The sequence below is a fragment of the Streptomyces sp. MnatMP-M17 genome (genome assembly GCF_900091995.1).
GTDB lineage: Bacteria > Actinomycetota > Actinomycetes > Streptomycetales > Streptomycetaceae > Streptomyces.
The window spans coordinates 1-21,028 of record NZ_FMDK01000603.1; the positions used below are offsets into that span (position 1 = coordinate 1).

Annotated in this window: 17 protein-coding genes and 2 tRNA genes; 17 read left to right on the plus strand and 2 right to left on the minus strand. The window is 67.0% G+C overall.

Annotation, left to right across the window (positions count from 1 at the left end):
- Positions 1 to 106: 106 nt before the first annotated feature.
- The 7 genes from GA0115259_RS25585 to GA0115259_RS25615 all read left to right on the plus strand — a co-directional run bounded on the left by GA0115259_RS25585 (position 107) and on the right by GA0115259_RS25615 (position 4,942).
- A tRNA-Met gene (locus GA0115259_RS25585) sits at positions 107 to 179 on the plus strand.
- A gap of 92 nt (positions 180 to 271) precedes the next feature.
- Positions 272 to 436 carry a 50S ribosomal protein L33 gene (gene rpmG / locus GA0115259_RS25590; protein WP_003956487.1) on the plus strand — a complete coding sequence of 55 codons (165 nt, stop codon included), beginning with the start codon at positions 272 to 274 and terminating at the stop codon, positions 434 to 436.
- Positions 437 to 562: 126 nt separating this feature from the next.
- Complete coding sequence (locus GA0115259_RS25595) at positions 563 to 1,015, plus strand: MaoC family dehydratase N-terminal domain-containing protein (RefSeq protein WP_093601394.1); 453 nt, start codon at positions 563 to 565, stop codon at positions 1,013 to 1,015.
- 5 nt (positions 1,016 to 1,020) lie between these two features.
- On the plus strand, positions 1,021 to 1,449 hold the full coding sequence (locus tag GA0115259_RS25600; protein ID WP_093601396.1) for a MaoC family dehydratase: 429 nt from the start codon (positions 1,021 to 1,023) through the stop codon (positions 1,447 to 1,449).
- Between the two features lie 152 nt (positions 1,450 to 1,601).
- Positions 1,602 to 2,162: a TetR/AcrR family transcriptional regulator gene (locus tag GA0115259_RS25605; RefSeq protein ID WP_176732651.1), complete on the plus strand. Its 561-nt coding sequence runs from the start codon at positions 1,602 to 1,604 to the stop codon at positions 2,160 to 2,162.
- Between the two features lie 126 nt (positions 2,163 to 2,288).
- The gene (locus GA0115259_RS25610; protein ID WP_093601398.1) at positions 2,289 to 3,755 is read left to right on the plus strand and encodes a DHA2 family efflux MFS transporter permease subunit; all 1,467 of its coding nucleotides are present in this window, start codon (positions 2,289 to 2,291) and stop codon (positions 3,753 to 3,755) included.
- Positions 3,756 to 3,862: 107 nt separating this feature from the next.
- Positions 3,863 to 4,942, plus strand: coding sequence for a UDP-N-acetylmuramate dehydrogenase (locus GA0115259_RS25615; RefSeq protein WP_093601419.1), 1,080 nt, complete (start codon positions 3,863 to 3,865; stop codon positions 4,940 to 4,942).
- Between the two features lie 11 nt (positions 4,943 to 4,953).
- Here GA0115259_RS25615 and GA0115259_RS25620 read toward each other — a convergent pair whose 3' ends face one another.
- Together GA0115259_RS25620 and GA0115259_RS25625 are read right to left on the minus strand one after the other, a co-directional pair.
- Positions 4,954 to 5,991 (minus strand): adenosine deaminase, encoded by a 1,038-nt coding sequence (locus GA0115259_RS25620; RefSeq protein WP_093601400.1) that lies wholly within the window; start codon positions 5,989 to 5,991, stop codon positions 4,954 to 4,956.
- Between the two features lie 173 nt (positions 5,992 to 6,164).
- Positions 6,165 to 7,391: a pyridoxal phosphate-dependent aminotransferase gene (locus GA0115259_RS25625; RefSeq protein WP_093601402.1), complete on the minus strand. Its 1,227-nt coding sequence runs from the start codon at positions 7,389 to 7,391 to the stop codon at positions 6,165 to 6,167.
- Between the two features lie 236 nt (positions 7,392 to 7,627).
- Between GA0115259_RS25625 and GA0115259_RS25630 the strand changes: the two genes are divergently transcribed.
- The 10 genes from GA0115259_RS25630 to GA0115259_RS25680 all read left to right on the plus strand — a co-directional run bounded on the left by GA0115259_RS25630 (position 7,628) and on the right by GA0115259_RS25680 (position 20,947).
- Positions 7,628 to 7,700 (plus strand) — tRNA-Trp (locus GA0115259_RS25630).
- Positions 7,701 to 7,808: 108 nt separating this feature from the next.
- The gene (secE, locus tag GA0115259_RS25635) at positions 7,809 to 8,093 is read left to right on the plus strand and encodes a preprotein translocase subunit SecE (protein ID WP_066942727.1); all 285 of its coding nucleotides are present in this window, start codon (positions 7,809 to 7,811) and stop codon (positions 8,091 to 8,093) included.
- 72 nt (positions 8,094 to 8,165) lie between these two features.
- The gene (gene nusG, locus GA0115259_RS25640; protein ID WP_093601404.1) at positions 8,166 to 9,053 is read left to right on the plus strand and encodes a transcription termination/antitermination protein NusG; all 888 of its coding nucleotides are present in this window, start codon (positions 8,166 to 8,168) and stop codon (positions 9,051 to 9,053) included.
- A 184-nt stretch (positions 9,054 to 9,237) separates the two neighbouring features.
- A complete protein-coding gene (gene rplK, locus GA0115259_RS25645) occupies positions 9,238 to 9,672 on the plus strand; it encodes a 50S ribosomal protein L11 (protein WP_023539372.1) in 435 nt (144 codons plus the stop codon).
- Positions 9,673 to 9,755: 83 nt separating this feature from the next.
- Complete coding sequence (gene rplA / locus GA0115259_RS25650) at positions 9,756 to 10,478, plus strand: 50S ribosomal protein L1 (protein ID WP_093601406.1); 723 nt, start codon at positions 9,756 to 9,758, stop codon at positions 10,476 to 10,478.
- A gap of 197 nt (positions 10,479 to 10,675) precedes the next feature.
- Entirely contained in the window at positions 10,676 to 11,554 is an 879-nt protein-coding gene (locus GA0115259_RS25655) for an SCO4651 family lipoprotein (RefSeq protein WP_093601408.1), read from the plus strand.
- 263 nt (positions 11,555 to 11,817) lie between these two features.
- Positions 11,818 to 12,378 carry a 50S ribosomal protein L10 gene (gene rplJ, locus GA0115259_RS25660; RefSeq protein ID WP_066942718.1) on the plus strand — a complete coding sequence of 187 codons (561 nt, stop codon included), beginning with the start codon at positions 11,818 to 11,820 and terminating at the stop codon, positions 12,376 to 12,378.
- Between the two features lie 84 nt (positions 12,379 to 12,462).
- On the plus strand, positions 12,463 to 12,846 hold the full coding sequence (gene rplL / locus GA0115259_RS25665) for a 50S ribosomal protein L7/L12 (protein ID WP_093601410.1): 384 nt from the start codon (positions 12,463 to 12,465) through the stop codon (positions 12,844 to 12,846).
- Between the two features lie 588 nt (positions 12,847 to 13,434).
- Positions 13,435 to 16,917 (plus strand): DNA-directed RNA polymerase subunit beta, encoded by a 3,483-nt coding sequence (gene rpoB, locus GA0115259_RS25675; protein WP_093601413.1) that lies wholly within the window; start codon positions 13,435 to 13,437, stop codon positions 16,915 to 16,917.
- A 127-nt stretch (positions 16,918 to 17,044) separates the two neighbouring features.
- Positions 17,045 to 20,947: a DNA-directed RNA polymerase subunit beta' gene (locus GA0115259_RS25680; RefSeq protein WP_093601415.1), complete on the plus strand. Its 3,903-nt coding sequence runs from the start codon at positions 17,045 to 17,047 to the stop codon at positions 20,945 to 20,947.
- The last annotated feature ends 81 nt before the right edge of the window (positions 20,948 to 21,028 follow it).

The following is a 21,028-nucleotide window of genomic DNA, read 5'->3' on the forward strand; positions in this document are numbered from 1 at the left end:
GTCGGTAGAGCGTCTCCATGGTAAGGAGAAGGTCTACGGTTCGATTCCGTATTGGGGCTCAGATGTTCGGTGATCCTCGCCTCCGGGCGAGGAGATCCAACATCGAAGCGGTGTAGCTCAGTCGGTAGAGCAAGCGGCTCATAATCGCTGTGTCACCGGTTCAAGTCCGGTCACCGCTACACAAAGTAGCCGATTGCGGGGTCGGTCCTTCGATCGGCTACTCTTTTCTGCGTTCATCTTTTCATCCGTTGTCCGTCCAAGGAGCACTCACGTGGCTGCCACCGACGTCCGCCCGAAGATCACGCTGGCCTGCGTGGAGTGCAAGGAGCGGAACTACATCACCAAGAAGAACCGGCGCAACAACCCGGACCGTCTTGAGATGAAGAAGCACTGCCCGCGCTGCAACTCGCACACCGCGCACCGCGAAACGCGCTGAATCAGGCTCGTATGCGAGGCCGTCCCCACTGGGGGACGGCCTCGTGTCGTTTGTGGCGGCCCTGTTCGTCTGTAGCGGCCCCGTGCCGTTATGTAGTGGTCACATCCATCAGGAGGGAGCGAGTCCATGGCGCTCGATCAGTCCTTCGTGGGGCGGAGCTATCCGCCCACCGAGCCGTACGAGGTCGGCCGGGAGAAGATCCGCGAGTTCGCCGAGGCGGTGCGCGACCCCAATCCGGTGTACACCGATCCCGAGGCCGCCAAGGCGCTCGGCTACAGCGACCTGATCGCCCCACCGACGTTTGTGTTCGCGATCACCTTCAAGGCCGCGGGGGATGTCATCGCCGATCCGCAGCTCGGTCTGGACTACAGCAGAGTGGTGCACGGCGACCAGAAGTTCGCGTACTCCCGTCCCGTACGGGCGGGGGACCGGTTGACGGTCACCTCCACCATCGAGACGATCAAGTCGCTCGCCGGGAACGACATCATCGACGTACGCGGCGAGGTGTATGACGAGGCCGGCGAACATGTCGTGACCGCGTGGACGAAGCTGGTGGCGCGCGCCGCCGAGGAGGCGTGAGGCCGATGACGGCGAAGATCGGTTACGACGAGGTCGAGGTGGGTACGGAGCTGCCCGCACAGAGCTTTCCCGTCACGCGGGCGACGCTGGTGCGGTACGCGGGTGCGTCCGGGGACTTCAATCCGATCCACTGGAACGAGAAGTTCGCCAAGGAGGTCGGACTGCCGGATGTCATCGCGCACGGCATGTTCACCATGGCCGAGGCGATCCGGGTGGTGACCGACTGGGTCGGCGACCCTGGGGCCGTGGTCGAGTACGGCGTCCGCTTCACCAAGCCCGTCGTGGTGCCCAACGACGACATGGGCGCGCTGGTCGAGGTCAGCGGCAAGGTCGCGGCCAAGCTGGACGACAGCCGCGTCCGGGTCGATCTGACGGCCATGAGCGCGGGACAGAAGGTGCTGGGGATGTCCCGCGCCGTTGTCCGCCTGGCCTGATCCGTCTGGCCAGATCCGCGCGATCCTTCTCTCCGCGCTGTAAGGGGTGCTCGCTATGGCGGGTGCCCCTTACGCTCCGTCTCTTGCGTCCCCGGGTTCGCCACCCCGACTCCCGGTTGACAAAGTTAGTGAGTGGCCAATAACTTTCTCGTATGGTCAGGATGAGCGCAGATGAGCGGCGCGAGAGCGTCATCCGCGCGGCGATCACGGAGTTCGCCCGCAGCGGCTACAACGGCACCTCCACGGAGGTGATCGCCCGCCGTGTGGGCGTGTCGCAGCCGTATCTCTTCCGGCTCTTCCCGAACAAGGAAGCCATCTTCCTCGCCGCGTCCCAGCGCTGTCTCGCGGACACCATCCGAGTCTTCGAGGTGGCGTCCGAAGGGCTGAAGGGCGAGGAGGCCCTCCATGCCATGGCCGGCGCGTACCAGAAGCTCATCGCCGAAGATCCGGAAAAGCTGCATATGCAGATGCAGATGTATGTCGCGGTGGCGTCCGCGGAGGCCGCGGGCGACCACGCCTTCGGCGACTCCGTACGGGCCGGCTGGCTGAGGCTCTGGGACACGGCCCACCTCGCGCTCGGCGCGGACATCAACGAGACCACGACCTTCCTCGCCTACGGAATGCTGATCAACACCCTGGTCTCCCTGGGCTTTCCGCCCGAGGACCGCGTCTGGTCCGGTTTCTACGATTCCGCGCGGCCGGCCGACGGCTGAGCCGCGTGGGCGCGCGAGCGCCTTCCGGCGCGTGCGAACGCCCTCTTCTGTTCGACTTTTCTGCCCAAGTCCGACTTTTCTGTCCAAGAAAGTTAGTCATCAATTACTAACCTGAAAGGGAGAACGATGACTCCGTCAGCAGCCCGAGGCTCCGCCGCCTGGGCCCTGGTCATCACCGGTGCCGCGAGCTTCATGGCGGCCCTGGACAACCTCGTCGTCACGACCGCGCTGCCGTCCATCCGTGAGGACCTCGGCGGCGCGCTGGGGGATCTGGAGTGGACGGTGAACGCCTACACGCTCACCTTCGCCGTTCTCCTGATGTTCGGAGCGGCCCTCGGCGACCGGTTCGGCCGCCGCAGGCTCTTCCTCACCGGCCTCACGGTCTTCACCGGCGCCTCCGCCGCCGCGGCCCTCGCGCCCGGCATCGACGCGCTGATCGCGGCGCGCGCCGTCCAGGGCGTCGGCGCGGCGATCATGATGCCCCTCGCCCTCACCCTGCTCACCGCCGCCGTCCCGGCGGAACGCCGAGGAGCGGCCCTCGGTATCTTCGGCGCGATCACCGGCCTCGCCGTCGCCAGCGGTCCGCTCGTCGGCGGAAGCCTCACCGAGCACTTCTCCTGGGACTGGATCTTCTGGCTGAACGTCCCGATAGGCCTGGCCCTGCTGCCGCTCGCCCGGCTGCGTCTGAAGGAGTCGTACGGGCCGGGCGCCCGGCTCGACGTTCCGGGCACCGTACTGATCAGCGGCGGCCTCTTCGGCATCGTCTACGCCCTGGTCAACGCCAACACCGACGGCTGGACCAGCACCTCCGTCCTGCTGGGCCTGTTCGCGGGGACCGCGCTGCTGGTGGCCTTCGTACGCCATGGAGTGCGCCGCCCGGACGCGATGCTGCCCATGCGCCTCTTCAGAAGCCGTGCCTTCACCGGCATCAACGCGGCGAGCCTGCTGATGTTCCTGGGCATGTTCGGCTCGATCTTCCTGCTCAGCCAGTTCCTCCAGGGCGTCCTCGGCTACTCGCCCACGGAGGCCGGTCTGCGGATGCTTCCATGGACGGCGATGCCTCTGCTCGTCGCGCCGATCTCCGGACTGGTCTCCGACCGCATCGGCGGCCGTCCCGTCGTCGCCGTCGGACTGGCCCTCCAGGCCATCGGGCTCGGCTGGTTCGCGCTGGTCATCGAACCGGGCGTGTCGTACGCGGCCCAGCTTCCCGCTCTGATCATCAGTGGTATCGGTATGGGTCTGTACTTCGCGCCGGCCGCCAGCCTGGTCATGTCCAGCGTCCGCCCGGCGGAACAGGGCATCGCCTCCGGCGCCAACAACGCCCTGCGCGAGGTCGGCGGAGCGCTCGGAGTCGCGATCCTCGGCGCGGTCTTCGCCGCGCAGGGCGGTTACGAGTCCGGCGACTCCTTCGTCGACGGCACCGTCCCCGCGCTCTGGATCGGCGCCGGAGCGGTGGCGCTCGCGGCGCTGACCGCGCTGATGATCCCTGGGCGGCGCGCCGGGCGGACCGCTCCGACCGGCGAAAACGCCGCAGCCGCCGGCGAGGTGGGAGACACGGACGACAAGGACCTGCGTGAACGGGCGGCCGTCTGATCTTGCACACGCCCGGCCCTGTGCCGCCCGACTCCGGGCCGCCCGACTCCGGGCCGCCCGGTCCTGTATCGCCCGACTCCGGGCCGTCACCGTCCGATCTCCGGACGGTGACGGCCCGTACTCTTGTCCCCGTGCAGGAACTCCACAACGCGCCTCTCGCTCCTCTGACCACCTTCCGGCTCGGCGGCCCGGCCGCCCGGCTCGTCACGGCCACCACCGACGACGAGGTCACCGCCGTCGTACGCGAGGCGGACGAGGCCGGCACGCCGCTCCTGATCATCGGCGGCGGCAGCAATCTGGTCATCGGCGACCAGGGCTTCGAGGGCACGGCCCTGCGGATCGCGACCCAGGGCTTCACGCTCGACGGCACCGCGCTGGAGCTGGCCGCGGGCGAGGTCTGGAGCGACGCCGTCGCCCGTACCGTCGCCGCGGGCCTGGCGGGCATCGAATGCCTTGCCGGTATCCCCGGATCGGCCGGCGCCACACCCATCCAGAACGTCGGCGCGTACGGCCAGGAGGTGTCCAGCACCATCACCGAGGTCGTCGCCTACGACCGCGCCGCCCGCGAGACCGTCACGCTGACCAACGCCGAATGCGCCTTCTCGTACCGCCACAGCCGCTTCAAGGAGCATCCCGAGCGGCATGTCGTCCTACGGGTCCGCTTCGCGCTGGAGGACGCGGGCGGGCTCTCGGCCCCGCTCAAGTACGCCGAGACGGCCCGCGCGCTCGGCGTCGAGCCCGGCGACCGCGTGCCCGCCGCCGTCGCCCGGGACACCGTCCTCAAACTGCGGGCGGGCAAGGGCATGGTGCTGGATCCCGAGGACCACGACACCTGGTCGGCGGGCTCCTTCTTCACCAACCCGGTCCTCACCGAGCGGGAACACGCCGAGTTCGTGGGCCGCGTACGGGCCCGCCTCGGCGCCGATGTGACACCGCCCGCGTTCCCCGCGGGCGAGGGCCTGACGAAGACCTCCGCGGCCTGGCTGATCGACAAGGCCGGGTTCACCAAGGGATACGGCACGGGCCCGGCCCGTATCTCCGGCAAGCACACCCTGGCCCTCACCAACCGAGGCGCGGCGACCACCGAGGATCTGCTCGCGCTCGCCCGCGAGGTGGTCGCCGGAGTCCACGAGGCCTTCGGGATCACGCTGGTGAACGAGCCCGTGACGGTCGGCGTCAGCCTCTAGGACGTCAGCCTCTAGGACACGCCGTCCGCCAGCCATGCGTCGATCCCCGACAGCAGCTTCTCCCGTACGTCCGGCGGCGCCGCCGAGCCCTGTACCGACTGACGCGCCAGCTCGGCCAGTTCCGCGTCGCTGAAACCGTGGTGCGCGCGGGCCAGTTCGTACTGCGCCGCCAGCCGTGAACCGAACAGCAGCGGATCGTCCGCGCCGAGCGCCATCGGCACGCCCGCCTCGAACAGCGTCCGCAGCGGCACATCCTCCGGCTTCTCGTAGACGCCCAGCGCCACATTGGAGGACGGACAGACCTCGCAGGTCACACCCCGGTCCGCGAGCCTGCGCAGCAGCTTGGGATCCTCGGCGGCCCGGACGCCGTGCCCGATCCTGGCGGCGCGCAGATCGTCCAGACAGTCCCGTACGGACGCGGGCCCAGTGAGCTCGCCGCCGTGCGGCGCGGCCAGCAGTCCGCCCTCCCTGGCGATCGCGAAGGCGCGGTCGAAGTCCCTGGCCATCCCGCGGCGCTCGTCGTTGGAGAGCCCGAAGCCGACGACGCCACGGTCCGCGTACCGCACGGCGAGCCGGGCCAGAGTCCTGGCCTCCAGCGGATGCTTCATCCGGTTCGCCGCGACCAGCACCCGCATCCCGAGACCGGTCTCCCTGGCGGCGGCGTCCACGGCGTCCAGGATGATCTCCAGCGCCGGGATCAGTCCGCCGAGCAGCGGTGCGTACGAGGTGGGATCGACCTGTATCTCCAGCCAGCCCGAGCCGTCCCGTACGTCCTCCTCGGCGGTCTCGCGCACCAGCCGCTGGATGTCCTCCGGCGCGCGCAGACAGGACCGGGCGATGTCGTAGAGCCGCTGGAAGCGGAACCAGCCGCGCTCGTCGGTGGCGCGCAGTCTGGGCGGTTCGCCGCTGGTCAGCGCGTCGGGGAGATGGACGCCGTACTTGTCGGCGAGTTCGAGCAGCGTCGTGGGCCGCATCGAACCGGTGAAGTGCAGATGCAGATGCGCCTTGGGCAGCAGGCTGAGGTCGCGGGGGCGGGTGGTGCTCTCCATTCCAGGATCCTGCCGCACGTGAGGGCCGACCGGCAGCCCCTTTCCCCGATCGAGATCTTGCCCGAACGTAAAAACGAGCTCCCGGCCATCACCGGGAGCCCGTTTTTTCATGCGGTTCATGCGGTTCATGCGTGCAATTCATGCGTTTTCGTGCGGCAAGGCCGCGGAGAGCGTCAGTCCTGCGCCTCGGCCAGCAGCTTCTGGATCCGGGCGATGCCCTCCACCAGGTCCTCGTCGCCGAGCGCGTACGACAGCCGCAGATATCCGGGCGTGCCGAAAGCCTCGCCGGGCACTACCGCGACCTCGACCTCCTCCAGGATCAGCGCGGCCAGCTCGACCGTGGTCCGCGGCCGGCTGCCCCGGATCTCCTTGCCCAGGAGGGCCTTGACCGAGGGATACACATAGAAGGCGCCCTCCGGCTCAGGGCAGAGCACACCGTCGATCTCGTTCAGCATCCGCACGATGGTCCGGCGGCGCCGGTCGAAGGCGGCACCCATCTCGGCGACGGCCGTGAGATCACCGGAGACGGCGGCGATCGCGGCGGCCTGCGCGACATTGGACACATTGGACGTGGCGTGCGACTGGAGATTGGTCGCGGCCTTGACGACGTCCTTGGGACCGATGAGCCAGCCCACACGCCAGCCGGTCATCGCATAGGTCTTCGCCACACCGTTGACGACGATGCACTTGTCGCGCAGCTCCGGTACGGCGGCGGGCAGCGAGGTGAATGGGGCGTCGCCATACACAAGGTGCTCATAGATCTCGTCCGTCAGCACCCACAGCCCGTGCTCGACGGCCCAGCGGCCGATGGCCTCGGTGTCGGCGGCGCTGTAGACGGCGCCCGTCGGGTTGGACGGTGAGACGAAGAGCACGACCTTCGTACGCTCGGTACGGGCCGCCTCCAACTGCTCGACGGAGACGCGGTAGCCGGTGGTCTCGTCGGCCACGACCTCTACCGGGACACCGCCGGCCAGCCGGATCGACTCGGGATAGGTGGTCCAGTACGGAGCCGGGACGATGACCTCGTCACCGGGGTCCAGTATGGCCGCGAACGCCTCGTAGATCGCCTGCTTGCCGCCGTTGGTCACCAGGACCTGGGAGGCCTCGATCGCGTAGCCGGAGTCACGCAGCGTCTTGGCGACGATGGCGGCCTTCAGCTCGGGGAGCCCGCCGGCCGGCGTGTAGCGGTGGTACTTGGGAGTGCGGCAGGCCTCGACGGCCGCCTCGACGATATAGCCGGGCGTCGGGAAGTCGGGCTCGCCGGCGCCGAAGCCGATCACCGGACGCCCGGCGGCCTTCAGTGCCTTGGCCTTGGCGTCCACGGCGAGGGTCGCGGACTCGGAGATCGCGCCGACGCGGGCGGAGACCCGGCGCTCGGTGGGTGGGATTGCAGCGCTCATAGGGCCATGGTCCCAGACCCGAAACCTCCCTGGCACACAGGTTTCGTCCAGCGAACGTCGGGCGAACAGGAGGAGGACGGCTCCGCGAACGGCCCGGCCGGGAATCGTTACGGCACAAGCTGTTCGACGCGGGCGCCACGACCACGTACACTCACTCGTCGTTGGGCCTCGGCAGACAGGTCCGTACCAGGCACTCCGTGCACCCGGTCGGATGCGGTAGGTTGAGGAAGACACAAAGGGTCGTAGCTCAATTGGTAGAGCACTGGTCTCCAAAACCAGCGGTTGGGGGTTCAAGTCCCTCCGGCCCTGCTACACAAGCCTCCGCCAGGCTGTGTGCACATGTACGTACATTCAATGCACCGCCGTGCGGCTCCCCCGGGCGCGGCACGGCCACGACCGGGAATCAGGTGAGAGAGCGTGACGGACGCCGTGGGCTCCATCGACAAGCCTGATGCCGACGATGAGTCCGCTGAGTCGAAGAAGCCCCGTAAGGGTGGCAAGCGCGGCAAGAAGGGTCCTCTGGGCCGTCTCGCGCTCTTCTACCGTCAGATCGTCGCCGAGCTGCGCAAGGTCGTCTGGCCGACTCGCAATCAGCTGACGACGTACACCACAGTGGTGATTGTCTTCGTTGTCATCATGATCGGTCTGGTGACCGTGATTGACTACGGCTTCCAGAATGCGATCAAGTACGTCTTCGGCTGATCCCGCGAAGGGCGCCCGGCGCGGCGCTCCTTTCGCGTGTTCCACCCATTGAGCCAGGAAGAAGCAGCCACCGTGTCTGACCCGAAACTGAACGACGCCAGCGAGTCGGAGGAGTCCCGAGAGGACGAAACCGGCATCGTCGAGGCGGCGGACGCTGTCGAGCCAGACCAGGCCGAAGCCGCTGATATCGCCGCGGGCGAGCCGGCCGAAGAGGCTGCCCTCCACATCGAGGACGACGAGACCGAGGCGGACGACGACTCCGCCGAGGACGCGCACGGCGAGTCCGGTGACGACGAGGGCGACGACGAGGACACCGAGGGCGAGGCCCCGGCCGATGTCGCCGCCGACCCGATCGCCGCGCTCCGCGAGGAGCTCCGCGGTCTGCCCGGCGAGTGGTACGTCATCCACACCTACGCGGGCTACGAGAAGCGCGTGAAGGCCAACCTGGAGCAGCGTGCCGTCTCGCTGAACGTCGAGGACTTCATCTACCAGGCCGAGGTCCCCGAGGAAGAGATCGTCCAGATCAAGAACGGCGAGCGCAAGAACGTCCGCCAGAACAAGCTCCCGGGCTATGTCCTGGTGCGGATGGATCTGACGAACGAGTCCTGGGGCGTCGTCCGCAACACTCCGGGCGTCACCGGCTTCGTGGGCAACGCCTACGACCCGTATCCGCTGACGCTGGACGAGATCGTCAAGATGCTCGCGCCGGAGGCCGAGGAGAAGGCCGCCCGTGAGGCCGCCGAGGCCGAGGGCAAGCCGGTTCCGGCCCGCAAGGTCGAGGTCCAGGTGCTGGACTTCGAGGTCGGCGACTCGGTCACCGTCACCGACGGCCCGTTCGCCACGCTCCAGGCGACCATCAACGAGATCAACGCCGACTCGAAGAAGGTCAAGGGCCTGGTCGAGATCTTCGGCCGGGAGACTCCGGTCGAGCTGAGCTTCGACCAGATCCAGAAGAACTGAGCGAGACGCTCCGGAACGAACACTCCGGAACAACAGCTTCCGACCAGGTCAGACAGGCTCCCACAGATGTCTGACCTGTCGGTTTTTGGCCGCGCACCTATACCCGTTATCGTTGTGCGGTATGCCTCCATCCGGATGACCGGACGGTCGGCTGAAAACTCTCACTAGGACCCGGAGAGAGCACATGCCTCCCAAGAAGAAGAAGGTCACGGGGCTTATCAAGCTCCAGATCAGTGCCGGTGCGGCCAACCCGGCTCCGCCGGTCGGCCCCGCACTGGGCCAGCACGGCGTCAACATCATGGAGTTCTGCAAGGCCTACAACGCCGCGACCGAGTCGCAGCGTGGCATGGTCGTGCCGGTGGAGATCACGGTCTACGAGGACCGCTCCTTCACCTTCATCACCAAGACTCCGCCGGCCGCCAAGCTGATCCTCAAGGCCGCTGGTGTGGACAAGGGCTCCGGCGAGCCGCACGTCAAGAAGGTCGCGAAGCTCACCCGCGACCAGGTGCGTGACATCGCCACGACCAAGATGCCCGACCTGAACGCCAACGACCTGGACGCCGCCGAGAAGATCATCGCCGGCACCGCCCGTTCCATGGGCATCACGGTCGAGGGCTGATCCAGCCGGGCAAGCCCCAGTGGCAGGGCCATGCGCGGCCCGGACCACGAACTCCACATCTGTACGAACCACCAGGAGAAGAAGTGAAGCGCAGCAAGGCTCTTCGCAGCGCGGACGCCAAGATCGACCGGGAGCGCAGCTACGCCCCGCTCGAGGCCGTCCGTCTCGCCAAGGACACCACCACCAGCAAGTTCGACGGCACCGTCGAGGTGGCCATGCGTCTGGGCGTCGACCCGCGCAAGGCCGACCAGATGGTCCGTGGCACCGTGAACCTTCCGCACGGCACCGGCAAGACCGCCCGGGTCCTGGTCTTCGCGACCGGTGACCGTGCCGAGGCCGCGCGTGCCGCGGGCGCCGACATCGTCGGCGCCGACGAACTGATCGACGAGGTCTCGAAGGGCCGGCTGGACTTCGACGCCGTCGTCGCCACCCCGGACCTCATGGGCAAGGTCGGCCGTCTCGGCCGTGTCCTCGGCCCGCGTGGTCTGATGCCGAACCCGAAGACCGGCACGGTCACCCCGGATGTCACCAAGGCTGTCAACGACATCAAGGGCGGCAAGATCGAGTTCCGTGTCGACAAGCACTCGAACCTGCACTTCATCATCGGCAAGGTCTCCTTCGACGAGACGAAGCTGGTGGAGAACTACGCCGCGGCGCTGGATGAGATCCTCCGCCTGAAGCCGTCCGCCGCGAAGGGCCGCTACATCAGGAAGGCGACCCTGACGACGACGATGGGCCCCGGCATCCCGCTGGACGCCAACCGCACCCGCAACCTCCTCGTGGAGGAGGACCCGGCTTCCGTCTGACAGTGACGGCAGCCGCGGGCCACGCGTACGGCACGTAGCGCATGTACGAAGGGCCGGTCCCCGCACCTCTCCGGAGGCGCGGGGACCGGCCTCTGTGCTCAGCGGGTTCAGCGGGTTTATTCAGCGGGCGCTGTCAGAGGCGGACGGTAGAGTTCGCCAGGCCTGGAAGATCTTTTGCCTATTCGTGGGGGGAATCCATGAAGACGACTTATCGGACCATCGCGGCGACCGTGCTCGCGGGCGCGCTGCTCTGTGGCACGGCCGCCTGCTCGGCGGAGAGCGGCAAGCCCGCCGCGGAGAGCAAGACCGACGGCGGTAAGGCCCCGGCGAAGACCGTGGAGATGTCCCCGGTCGCCGCCGTGCAGAAGGCCGCCGCCAACAACGAGAAGTTCACCTCGGTCAGCTACACGATGAAGGGCAGCGTTCCCGGTGAGGGCACCATCGAGGGCGAGGCCTCGATGAGCATGAAGCCGATAGCCGTCCAGATGAAGATGCGCGGCGAGGTGGAAGGCAAGCAGGAGGAGTTCGAGATCCGGATCACCTCCGACGGCATGTATATGAACGGCGGCAAGGAAGCCGCGGCGGAGATGGACGGCAAGAGCTGGATCAAGTTCCCCATGGAGGCCCTCTCCAAGGGCGGGGAGAACCCGCTGGGCGGTCTCTCCAGCCAGGTGGACAAGAACCCGGCCGCGGAGTCCGGCACGCTCACCGCGGCCAAGGATCTGAAGAAGGTCGGCGAGGAGACCGTCGACGGCGTCAGCACGACGCACTACACCGGCACGCTCACCCTGGAGCAGATGACCGCGGCGCTGGGGAACGACGCGAAGGCCAAGGAGAAGAGCGAGAAGACTCTCAAGGCGTACAAGGACATGGGCGTCGACAAGCTGACGATGGACATGTGGATCGACGGCGAGGACCACACCAAGCAGTTCCGCACCCGCGGCGAGTCCAAGAAGGGCCCGCTCGACATGACGATCACCTTCGTGGACTTCAACAAGCCCGTGACGATCAAGGCTCCGCCGGCCTCCGAGACCCTTGACCTCGCGGAGATGATGGCGGACGCCCAGGCCGGCTGACGGTCGTGCGCCCCGATTTGCCTGGCCCGTCGCCCTTCACGTACTGTTCCTGAGAAGCCAAAGACCGCTGGTCGTTGCCGTGTGCTCGTAAGAGGGTGCGGCGGCCGAAGGATCCGCTAGCTGCGGACGACCTGCGCAGGTGACTGTGGACAGCTCCCGGATTCCATTCGGTCGAGCTACGCCCCGTGCGCCTGCGCCGGGGCGTTTCGTTTTGCCCAGCCCCTTCTGAGCGGTCCTCATCACCCGGAAGGAGGCCGACGCTCATGGCAAGGCCCGACAAGGCTGCCGCGGTGGCCGAGCTGACGGACAAGTTCCGCAGCTCGAACGCCGCCGTGCTGACCGAGTACCGGGGTCTCACCGTGGCGCAGCTCAAGGAGCTGCGCCGTTCTCTCGGTGGGAACGCCCAGTACGCCGTGGTGAAGAACACGCTGACCAAGATCGCGGCCAACGAGGCCGGGATCAACACGCTGGACGACCTGTTCTCGGGTCCGACGGCGGTTGCCTTCGTCACCGGTGACCCGGTGGAGTCGGCGAAGGGTCTTCGTGACTTCGCCAAGGACAACCCGAATCTCATCATCAAGGGCGGCGTCCTCGATGGTAAGGCGCTCAGCGCCGATGAGATCAAGAAGCTCGCGGACCTCGAGTCCCGCGAGGTTCTGCTCTCCAAGCTGGCAGGTGCCATGAAGGGCAAGCAGTCGCAGGCTGCCTCGCTCTTCCAGGCCCTTCCGTCGAAGTTCGTCCGCACGGCGGAAGCGCTTCGCGTCAAGAGGGAAGAGCAGGGCGGTGCCGGTACGCCGGCTCCCGTCGAGGCCGAGTCCGAGTAATCACGCTCGCTCGGTCACAGCGGGCCGGTACGCCCGCGGAACTGTACATACGGCACCAGCCGAATTAGTGGAAGGACCGCCATCATGGCGAAGCTCAGCCAGGAAGACCTGCTCGCGCAGTTCGAGGAGATGACCCTCATCGAGCTCTCCGAGTTCGTGAAGGCGTTCGAGGAGAAGTTCGACGTCACCGCCGCCGCCGCGGTCGCCGCCCCGGTCGCCGGTGTCCCCGGTGCCCCGGCCGAGGCCGTCGAGGAGCAGGACGAGTTCGACGTCATCCTCACCGGTGCGGGCGAGAAGAAGATCCAGGTCATCAAGGTCGTGCGTGAGCTGACCTCCCTGGGTCTGAAGGAGGCCAAGGACCTCGTGGACGGCGCTCCGAAGGCCGTTCTGGAGAAGGTCGCCAAGGAGGCCGCCGAGAAGGCCGCCGAGTCCCTCAAGGGCGCCGGCGCCTCCGTCGAGGTCAAGTGACCCCATACGAGTCCGCCACCGCCCGCCCCCAGGGCGTACGGAGGCAGTCTCGGCGCCCCTGAGGCGCGATGTTGACGCGCAGGGCGATCACCCGGTCGGGTGGTCGCCCTTCCGCGTTCCCGTGGGGGCTGCCTTGCTCTTCCGTTCGCGACGAGTATCGTGATCATCGCCGTGCTTCCGTACGCCCAGTCACGCTCCGCAGGGGGTGGGGGGCCTTGACGAACCGCACGCAGCGCGCAATTCTCAGGAACGCGTCGGCGCAGTCGGCACAATCGATCCGGATCCGAGGCATGGATCGACGGCGAAGAGGGCAGTATCGATGTGCGCCTACGGCGCGAAGGCTTGCCGCAGTTGAGACAAGGGTGTTGAGAACAACGAGGGTGTCGGAAAACCCGCTCTGGACATCAGTGTGCCAAGTGGCTACACTGACCCTTTGCGCTGCCTGTTAGCTGCTCCCTGCCCGTCACCAGGGGCACCCCCTCGTATGAGCATCGGTGGTTGAAAGGCCCTGAACTGGGCTTTCTCTCTCCGTGCCAGCTTGGGACCGGTACGCGCGTAGTGAGTCCGAGCCCTCGGAAGGACCCCCTCTTGGCCGCCTCGCGCAACGCCTCGACCGCGAATACGAACAACGGCGCCAGCACCGCCCCGCTGCGCATCTCCTTTGCAAAGATCAAGGAGCCCCTCGAGGTTCCGAACCTCCTTGCGCTGCAGACCGAGAGCTTTGACTGGCTGCTCGGCAATGCCGCTTGGAAGGCTCGTGTCGAGGCGGCTCTCGAGAACGGGCAGGACGTCCCCAGGAAGTCCGGTCTGGAGGAGATCTTCGAGGAGATCTCTCCGATCGAGGACTTCTCCGGGTCGATGTCGCTGACCTTCCGCGACCACCGCTTCGAGCCCTCCAAGAACTCGATCGACGAGTGCAAGGAGCGCGACTTCACGTTCGCCGCCCCGCTCTTCGTCACGGCCGAGTTCACCAACAACGAGACCGGCGAGATCAAGTCCCAGACGGTCTTCATGGGCGACTTCCCGCTCATGACCAACAAGGGCACCTTCGTCATCAACGGCACCGAGCGTGTCGTGGTGTCCCAGCTCGTCCGCTCGCCGGGTGTCTACTTCGACTCCTCGATCGACAAGACGTCCGACAAGGACATCTACTCCGCCAAGATCATCCCGTCCCGGGGTGCCTGGCTGGAGATGGAGATCGACAAGCGCGACATGGTCGGTGTCCGTATCGACCGCAAGCGCAAGCAGTCCGTGACCGTCCTCCTCAAGGCTCTCGGCTGGACGACCGAGCAGATCCTGGAGGAGTTCGGCGAGTACGAGTCCATGCGCGCCACCCTGGAGAAGGACCACACCCAGGGCCAGGACGACGCGCTGCTCGACATCTACCGCAAGCTGCGCCCGGGCGAGCCCCCGACGCGTGAGGCCGCTCAGACGCTGCTGGAGAACCTCTACTTCAACCCCAAGCGGTACGACCTCGCCAAGGTCGGCCGGTACAAGGTGAACAAGAAGCTCGGCGCGGACGAGCCGCTGGACGCCGGCGTGCTCACCACCGACGATGTCATCGCGACCATCAAGTACCTGGTCAAGCTGCACGCCGGCGAGACCGAGACGGTCGGCGAGAACGGCACCACGATCGTCGTCGAGACCGACGACATCGACCACTTCGGCAACCGCCGTCTGCGCAATGTCGGCGAGCTCATCCAGAACCAGGTCCGTACGGGTCTGGCGAGGATGGAGCGCGTCGTGCGTGAGCGCATGACGACCCAGGACGTCGAGGCGATCACGCCGCAGACGCTGATCAACATCCGGCCGGTCGTCGCCTCCATCAAGGAGTTCTTCGGCACCAGCCAGCTGTCGCAGTTCATGGACCAGAACAACCCGCTGTCGGGTCTCACCCACAAGCGCCGTCTGTCGGCTCTTGGCCCGGGTGGTCTCTCCCGTGAGCGGGCCGGCTTCGAGGTCCGTGACGTGCACCCGTCGCACTACGGCCGCATGTGCCCGATCGAGACGCCCGAAGGCCCGAACATCGGTCTGATCGGCTCGCTCGCCTCGTACGGCCGGGTCAACGCGTTCGGTTTTGTCGAGACTCCGTACCGCAAGGTCACCGACGGCCAGGTCACCGACGAGGTCGACTATCTGACCGCCGACGAGGAGGACAGGTTCGTCATCGCCCAGGCGAACGCGCTCCTCTCCGACGATCTCCGCTTCACCGAGCCCCGCGTTCTGGTCCGCCGCCGTGGCGGTGAGGTCGACTATGTGCCCGGCACGGACGTCGACTACATGGATGTCTCGCCGCGCCAGATGGTGTCGGTCGCGACCGCCATGATCCCGTTCCTGGAGCACGACGACGCCAACCGTGCCCTCATGGGCGCGAACATGATGCGTCAGGCCGTGCCTCTGATCACCTCCGAGGCGCCGCTCGTCGGCACCGGCATGGAGTACCGCTGCGCCGTCGACGCCGGCGATGTGATCAAGGCGGAGAAGGCGGGTGTGGTCCAGGAGGTCTCCGCGGACTACATCACCGTCGCCAATGACGACGGCACGTACACCACGTACCGCATCGCCAAGTTCTCCCGCTCCAACCAGGGCACCTCGGTCAACCAGAAGGTCGTCGTCAACGAGGGCGACCGGGTTGTCGAGAACCAGGTGCTGGCGGACGGTCCGGCCACCCAGCTCGGCGAGATGGCGCTCGGCAAGAACCTCCTCGTGGCGTTCATGCCGTGGGAGGGCCACAACTACGAAGACGCGATCATCCTCAGCCAGCGGCTGGTCCAGGACGACGTCCTCTCCTCGATCCACATCGAGGAGCACGAGGTCGACGCCCGTGACACCAAGCTCGGCCCCGAGGAGATCACCCGGGACATCCCGAATGTCTCCGAGGAGGTCCTCGCGGACCTCGACGAGCGCGGCATCATCCGTATCGGTGCCGAGGTCGTCGCCGGGGACATCCTGGTCGGCAAGGTCACGCCCAAGGGCGAGACGGAGCTGACCCCGGAGGAGCGTCTGCTCCGCGCGATCTTCGGTGAGAAGGCCCGTGAGGTCCGTGACACCTCGCTGAAGGTGCCGCACGGCGAGACCGGCAAGGTCATCGGCGTACGGGTCTTCGACCGCGAGGAGGGCGACGAGCTGCCGCCGGGCGTGAACCAGCTCGTCCGCGTGTACGTCGCGCAGAAGCGCAAGATCACCGACGGTGACAAGCTCGCCGGACGCCATGGCAACAAGGGCGTCATCTCGAAGATCCTGCCGATCGAGGACATGCCGTTCCTGGAGGACGGCACTCCGGTCGACATCATCCTCAACCCGCTGGGCGTCCCGTCCCGGATGAACCCGGGACAGGTCCTGGAGATCCATCTCGGCTGGCTCGCCAGCCAGGGCTGGAAGGTCGAGGGCAGCGACGAGTGGATGGAGCGGCTCAAGGCCATCGGCGCGGACGAGGTCGCCCCGGGCACCAATGTCGCCACCCCGGTCTTCGACGGCGCGCGCGAGGACGAGATCTCCGGTCTCTTCGAGGCCACGATCCCCAACCGCGACGGCAACCGGATGGTGCAGCCGTCCGGCAAGGCGCATCTGTTCGACGGCCGCTCCGGTGAGCCGTTCCCGGACCCGATCTCGATCGGGTACATGTACATCCTCAAGCTCCACCATCTGGTCGACGACAAGCTGCACGCGCGTTCGACCGGCCCGTACTCGATGATCACCCAGCAGCCGCTGGGTGGTAAGGCCCAGTTCGGCGGTCAGCGCTTCGGTGAGATGGAGGTGTGGGCGCTGGAGGCTTATGGCGCCGCGTACGCCCTCCAGGAGCTGCTGACGATCAAGTCCGACGACGTGACCGGCCGCGTGAAGGTCTACGAGGCCATCGTCAAGGGCGAGAACATCCCCGAGCCCGGCATTCCCGAGTCCTTCAAGGTGCTCATCAAGGAAATGCAGTCGCTCTGCCTCAATGTGGAGGTGCTGTCCTCGGACGGTATGTCCATCGAGATGCGCGACACGGACGAGGACGTCTTCCGCGCGGCGGAGGAGCTCGGTATCGACCTGTCCCGGCGCGAGCCGAGCAGCGTCGAAGAGGTCTGACGGGTTGGCCGGCCGGATCCCGTATCCGGCCGGCTCTCCCCGGACCCGTTCAGACCATTGCTGAAGTGCCCCATATTTCTCGCTGACGCGAGGGGGCTCGAACCCCCGAAAGAGGGATTGACGACAAGTGCTCGACGTCAACTTCTTCGACGAGCTGCGGATCGGCCTCGCCACCGCGGACGACATCCGGACCTGGTCCCACGGCGAAGTGAAGAAGCCGGAGACCATCAACTACCGCACGCTCAAGCCCGAGAAGGACGGACTCTTCTGCGAGAAGATCTTCGGCCCCACCCGGGACTGGGAGTGCTACTGCGGCAAGTACAAGCGTGTCCGCTTCAAGGGCATCATCTGTGAGCGCTGTGGCGTGGAGGTCACGCGCGCCAAGGTGCGCCGTGAGCGGATGGGCCACATTGAGCTGGCCGCGCCCGTCACCCACATCTGGTACTTCAAGGGCGTCCCGTCGCGCCTCGGATATCTGCTCGACCTCGCGCCGAAGGACCTGGAAAAGGTCATCTACTTCGCCGCGTACATGATCACGTTCGTGGACGAGGAGCGCCGTACGCGCGATCTGCCCTCGCTGGAGGCGCATGTCTCCGTCGAGCGCCAGCAGGTCGAGAACCGCCGCGACGCCGACCTCGAAGCCCGCGCCAAGAAGCTCGAGACCGACCTGGCCGAGCTGGAGGCCGAGGGCGCCAAGGCCGATGTGCGCCGCAAGGTGCGCGAGGGCGCCGAGCGTGAGATGAAGCAGCTCCGTGACCGCGCCCAGCGCGAGATCGACCGTCTCGACGAGGTGTGGAACCGCTTCAAGAACCTCAAGGTCCAGGACCTGGAGGGCGACGAGCTGCTCTACCGCGAGCTGCGTGACCGCTTCGGCACGTACTTCGACGGTTCGATGGGCGCCGCCGCGCTTCAGAAGCGGCTCGAGTCCTTCGATCTGGACGAGGAGGCCGAGCGCCTCCGCGAGATCATCCGTACCGGCAAGGGCCAGAAGAAGACCCGTGCGCTCAAGCGCCTCAAGGTCGTCTCCGCGTTCCTCCAGACCAGCAACAGCCCCAAGGGCATGGTGCTGGACTGCGTCCCGGTGATCCCGCCGGACCTGCGTCCGATGGTGCAGCTCGACGGTGGCCGCTTCGCGACCTCCGACCTGAACGACCTGTACCGCCGTGTGATCAACCGGAACAACCGCCTCAAGCGTCTCCTCGACCTCGGCGCTCCCGAGATCATCGTGAACAACGAGAAGCGGATGCTCCAGGAGGCCGTCGACGCGCTGTTCGACAACGGCCGCCGCGGCCGTCCGGTGACCGGCCCCGGCAACCGCCCGCTGAAGTCCCTGAGCGACATGCTCAAGGGCAAGCAGGGCCGTTTCCGTCAGAACCTGCTCGGCAAGCGCGTCGACTACTCGGCCCGTTCCGTGATCGTCGTCGGCCCGCAGCTCAAGCTGCACCAGTGCGGCCTGCCGAAGGCCATGGCGCTGGAGCTCTTCAAGCCGTTCGTGATGAAGCGCCTGGTGGATCTCAACCACGCGCAGAACATCAAGTCGGCCAAGCGCATGGTGGAGCGCGGCCGTACGGTCGTGTACGACGTGCTCGAAGAGGTCATCGCCGAGCACCCGGTGCTGCTGAACCGTGCGCCGACCCTGCACCGTCTCGGTATCCAGGCCTTCGAGCCGCAGCTCGTCGAGGGCAAGGCCATCCAGATCCACCCGCTCGTCTGCACCGCGTTCAACGCGGACTTCGACGGTGACCAGATGGCCGTCCACCTGCCGCTCTCCGCGGAGGCGCAGGCCGAGGCCCGCATCCTGATGCTGTCCTCGAACAACATCCTCAAGCCGGCCGACGGCCGTCCGGTCACCATGCCGACCCAGGACATGGTGCTCGGTCTCTTCTTCCTCACCACGGACGAGGAGGAGCGCGAGGTCAAGGGCGTGGGCCGGTCCTTCGGCTCCACCGCCGAGGCGACCATGGCGTTCGACAACCGGGAGCTGTCGCTCCAGGCGAAGGTCGACATCCGCTTCCCGGTGGGCACCATCCCGCCGCGCGGCTGGACGCCGCCGGCGGTCGAGGACGGCGAGGTCCAGGAGTACCAGCAGGGCGACACCTTCCGGCTGCGTACGACGCTGGGCCGCGCGCTCTTCAACGAGCTGCTGCCCGAGGACTACCCGTTCGTCGACTACTCGGTGGGCAAGAAGCAGCTCTCCGAGATCGTCAACGATCTGGCCGAGCGCTACCCCAAGGTCATCGTGGCGGCGACGCTCGACAACCTGAAGGCGGCGGGCTTCTACTGGGCGACCCGTTCCGGTGTCACCGTGGCCATCTCCGACGTGGTCGTGCCCGAGGCGAAGAAGGAGATCGTCCAGGGCTACGAGGCACAGGACGAGAAGGTCCAGAAGCAGTACGAGCGCGGTCTGATCACCAAGCAGGAGCGCACGCAGGAACTGATCACGATCTGGACCAAGGCGACCAACGAGGTCGCCGAGGCGATGAACGCGAACTTCCCGAAGACCAACCCCATCTTCATGATGGTGAACTCGGGCGCGCGCGGAAACATGATGCAGATGCGTCAGATCGCCGGTATGCGTGGTCTGGTGTCGAACGCCAAGAACGAGACGATTCCGCGTCCCATCAAGGCGTCCTTCCGTGAGGGCCTGTCCGTGCTGGAGTACTTCATCTCCACGCACGGTGCCCGTAAGGGTCTGGCCGACACCGCCCTGCGTACCGCCGACTCGGGTTATCTGACCCGTCGTCTGGTGGATGTCTCGCAGGACGTGATCATCCGCGAGGAGGACTGCGGCACCGACCGCGGCCTCAAGCTGAAGATCGCGGTCAAGGGCGCCGACGGTGTGCTCCACAAGACGGAGGACGTCGAGACCTCCGTGTACGCGCGGATGCTCGCCGAGGACGTCGTCATCGACGGCAAGGTCATCGCGCCGGCCAATGTCGACCTGGGCGATGTCCTGATCGACGCGCTGGTGAACGCCGGAGTCGAGGAGGTCAAGACCCGCTCGGTCCTGACCTGCGAGTCCGCGGTCGGCACCTGTGCCTTCTGCTACGGACGCTCGCTGGCCACCGGCAAGCTGGTCGACATCGGTGAGGCGGTCGGCATCATCGCCGCCCAGTCCATCGGTGAGCCCGGTACCCAGCTCACGATGCGTACCTTCCACACCGGTGGTGTGGCCGGTGACGACATCACCCAGGGTCTGCCCCGAGTCGTCGAGCTCTTCGAGGCCCGTACGCCCAAGGGTGTCGCCCCGATCTCGGAGGCGGCAGGCCGCGTCCGTATCGAGGAGACGGAGAAGACCAAGAAGCTGGTCGTCACCCCGGACGACGGCAGCGACGAGACGGCGTTCCCGATCTCGAAGCGCGCCCGGCTGCTGGTGGAGGAGGGCGACCACGTCGAGGTGGGCCAGAAGCTCACCGTGGGTGCCACCAACCCGCACGACGTGCTGCGGATCCTCGGTCAGCGCGCGGTCCAGGTCCACCTGGTCGGCGAGGTCCAGAAGGTCTACAACTCGCAGGGTGTGTCGATCCACGACAAGCACATCGAGATCATTATCCGGCAGATGCTGCGCCGTGTGACGATCATCGAGTCCGGCGACGCGGAGCTGCTGCCCGGCGAGCTGGTGGAGCGGTCGAAGTTCGAGACCGAGAACCGCCGTGTGGTCACGGAAGGCGGCCACCCGGCCTCCGGCCGTCCGCAGCTCATGGGTATCACCAAGGCCTCGCTGGCCACCGAGTCGTGGCTGTCGGCGGCGTCCTTCCAGGAGACGACCAGGGTCCTCACCGACGCGGCGATCAACGCCAAGTCGGACTCCCTGATCGGCCTCAAGGAGAACGTCATCATCGGTAAGCTCATCCCGGCCGGTACGGGTCTGTCCCGTTACCGCAACATCCGGGTCGAGCCGACCGAGGAGGCCAAGGCCGCGATGTACTCGGCCGTCGGCTACGACGACATCGACTACTCGCCGTTCGGCACCGGCTCCGGCCAGGCCGTCCCGCTGGAGGACTACGACTACGGTCCGTACAACCAGTGATCCGCACAATCGGCAATCCGTAGATCGCTGAGGCGTGAGCGGACCGGAGGGCGGCCATCCGTACGGGTGGCCGCCCTCCGG

Excerpts from the sequence above, each read along its gene's own strand:
- GA0115259_RS25620 (WP_093601400.1), bottom strand. The coding sequence starts at position 5,991 with ATGGAGAGCACCACCCGCCCCCGCGACCTCAGCCTGCTGCCCAAGGCG.
- rplJ (WP_066942718.1), top strand. The coding sequence starts at position 11,818 with ATGGCAAGGCCCGACAAGGCTGCCGCGGTGGCCGAGCTGACGGACAAG.
- GA0115259_RS25595 (WP_093601394.1), top strand. The coding sequence starts at position 563 with ATGGCGCTCGATCAGTCCTTCGTGGGGCGGAGCTATCCGCCCACCGAG.
- GA0115259_RS25625 (WP_093601402.1), bottom strand. The coding sequence starts at position 7,391 with ATGAGCGCTGCAATCCCACCCACCGAGCGCCGGGTCTCCGCCCGCGTC.
- GA0115259_RS25655 (WP_093601408.1), top strand. The coding sequence starts at position 10,676 with ATGAAGACGACTTATCGGACCATCGCGGCGACCGTGCTCGCGGGCGCG.
- GA0115259_RS25605 (WP_176732651.1), top strand. The coding sequence starts at position 1,602 with ATGGTCAGGATGAGCGCAGATGAGCGGCGCGAGAGCGTCATCCGCGCG.
- GA0115259_RS25600 (WP_093601396.1), top strand. The coding sequence starts at position 1,021 with ATGACGGCGAAGATCGGTTACGACGAGGTCGAGGTGGGTACGGAGCTG.
- rplK (WP_023539372.1), top strand. The coding sequence starts at position 9,238 with ATGCCTCCCAAGAAGAAGAAGGTCACGGGGCTTATCAAGCTCCAGATC.
- GA0115259_RS25610 (WP_093601398.1), top strand. The coding sequence starts at position 2,289 with ATGACTCCGTCAGCAGCCCGAGGCTCCGCCGCCTGGGCCCTGGTCATC.
- rplL (WP_093601410.1), top strand. The coding sequence starts at position 12,463 with ATGGCGAAGCTCAGCCAGGAAGACCTGCTCGCGCAGTTCGAGGAGATG.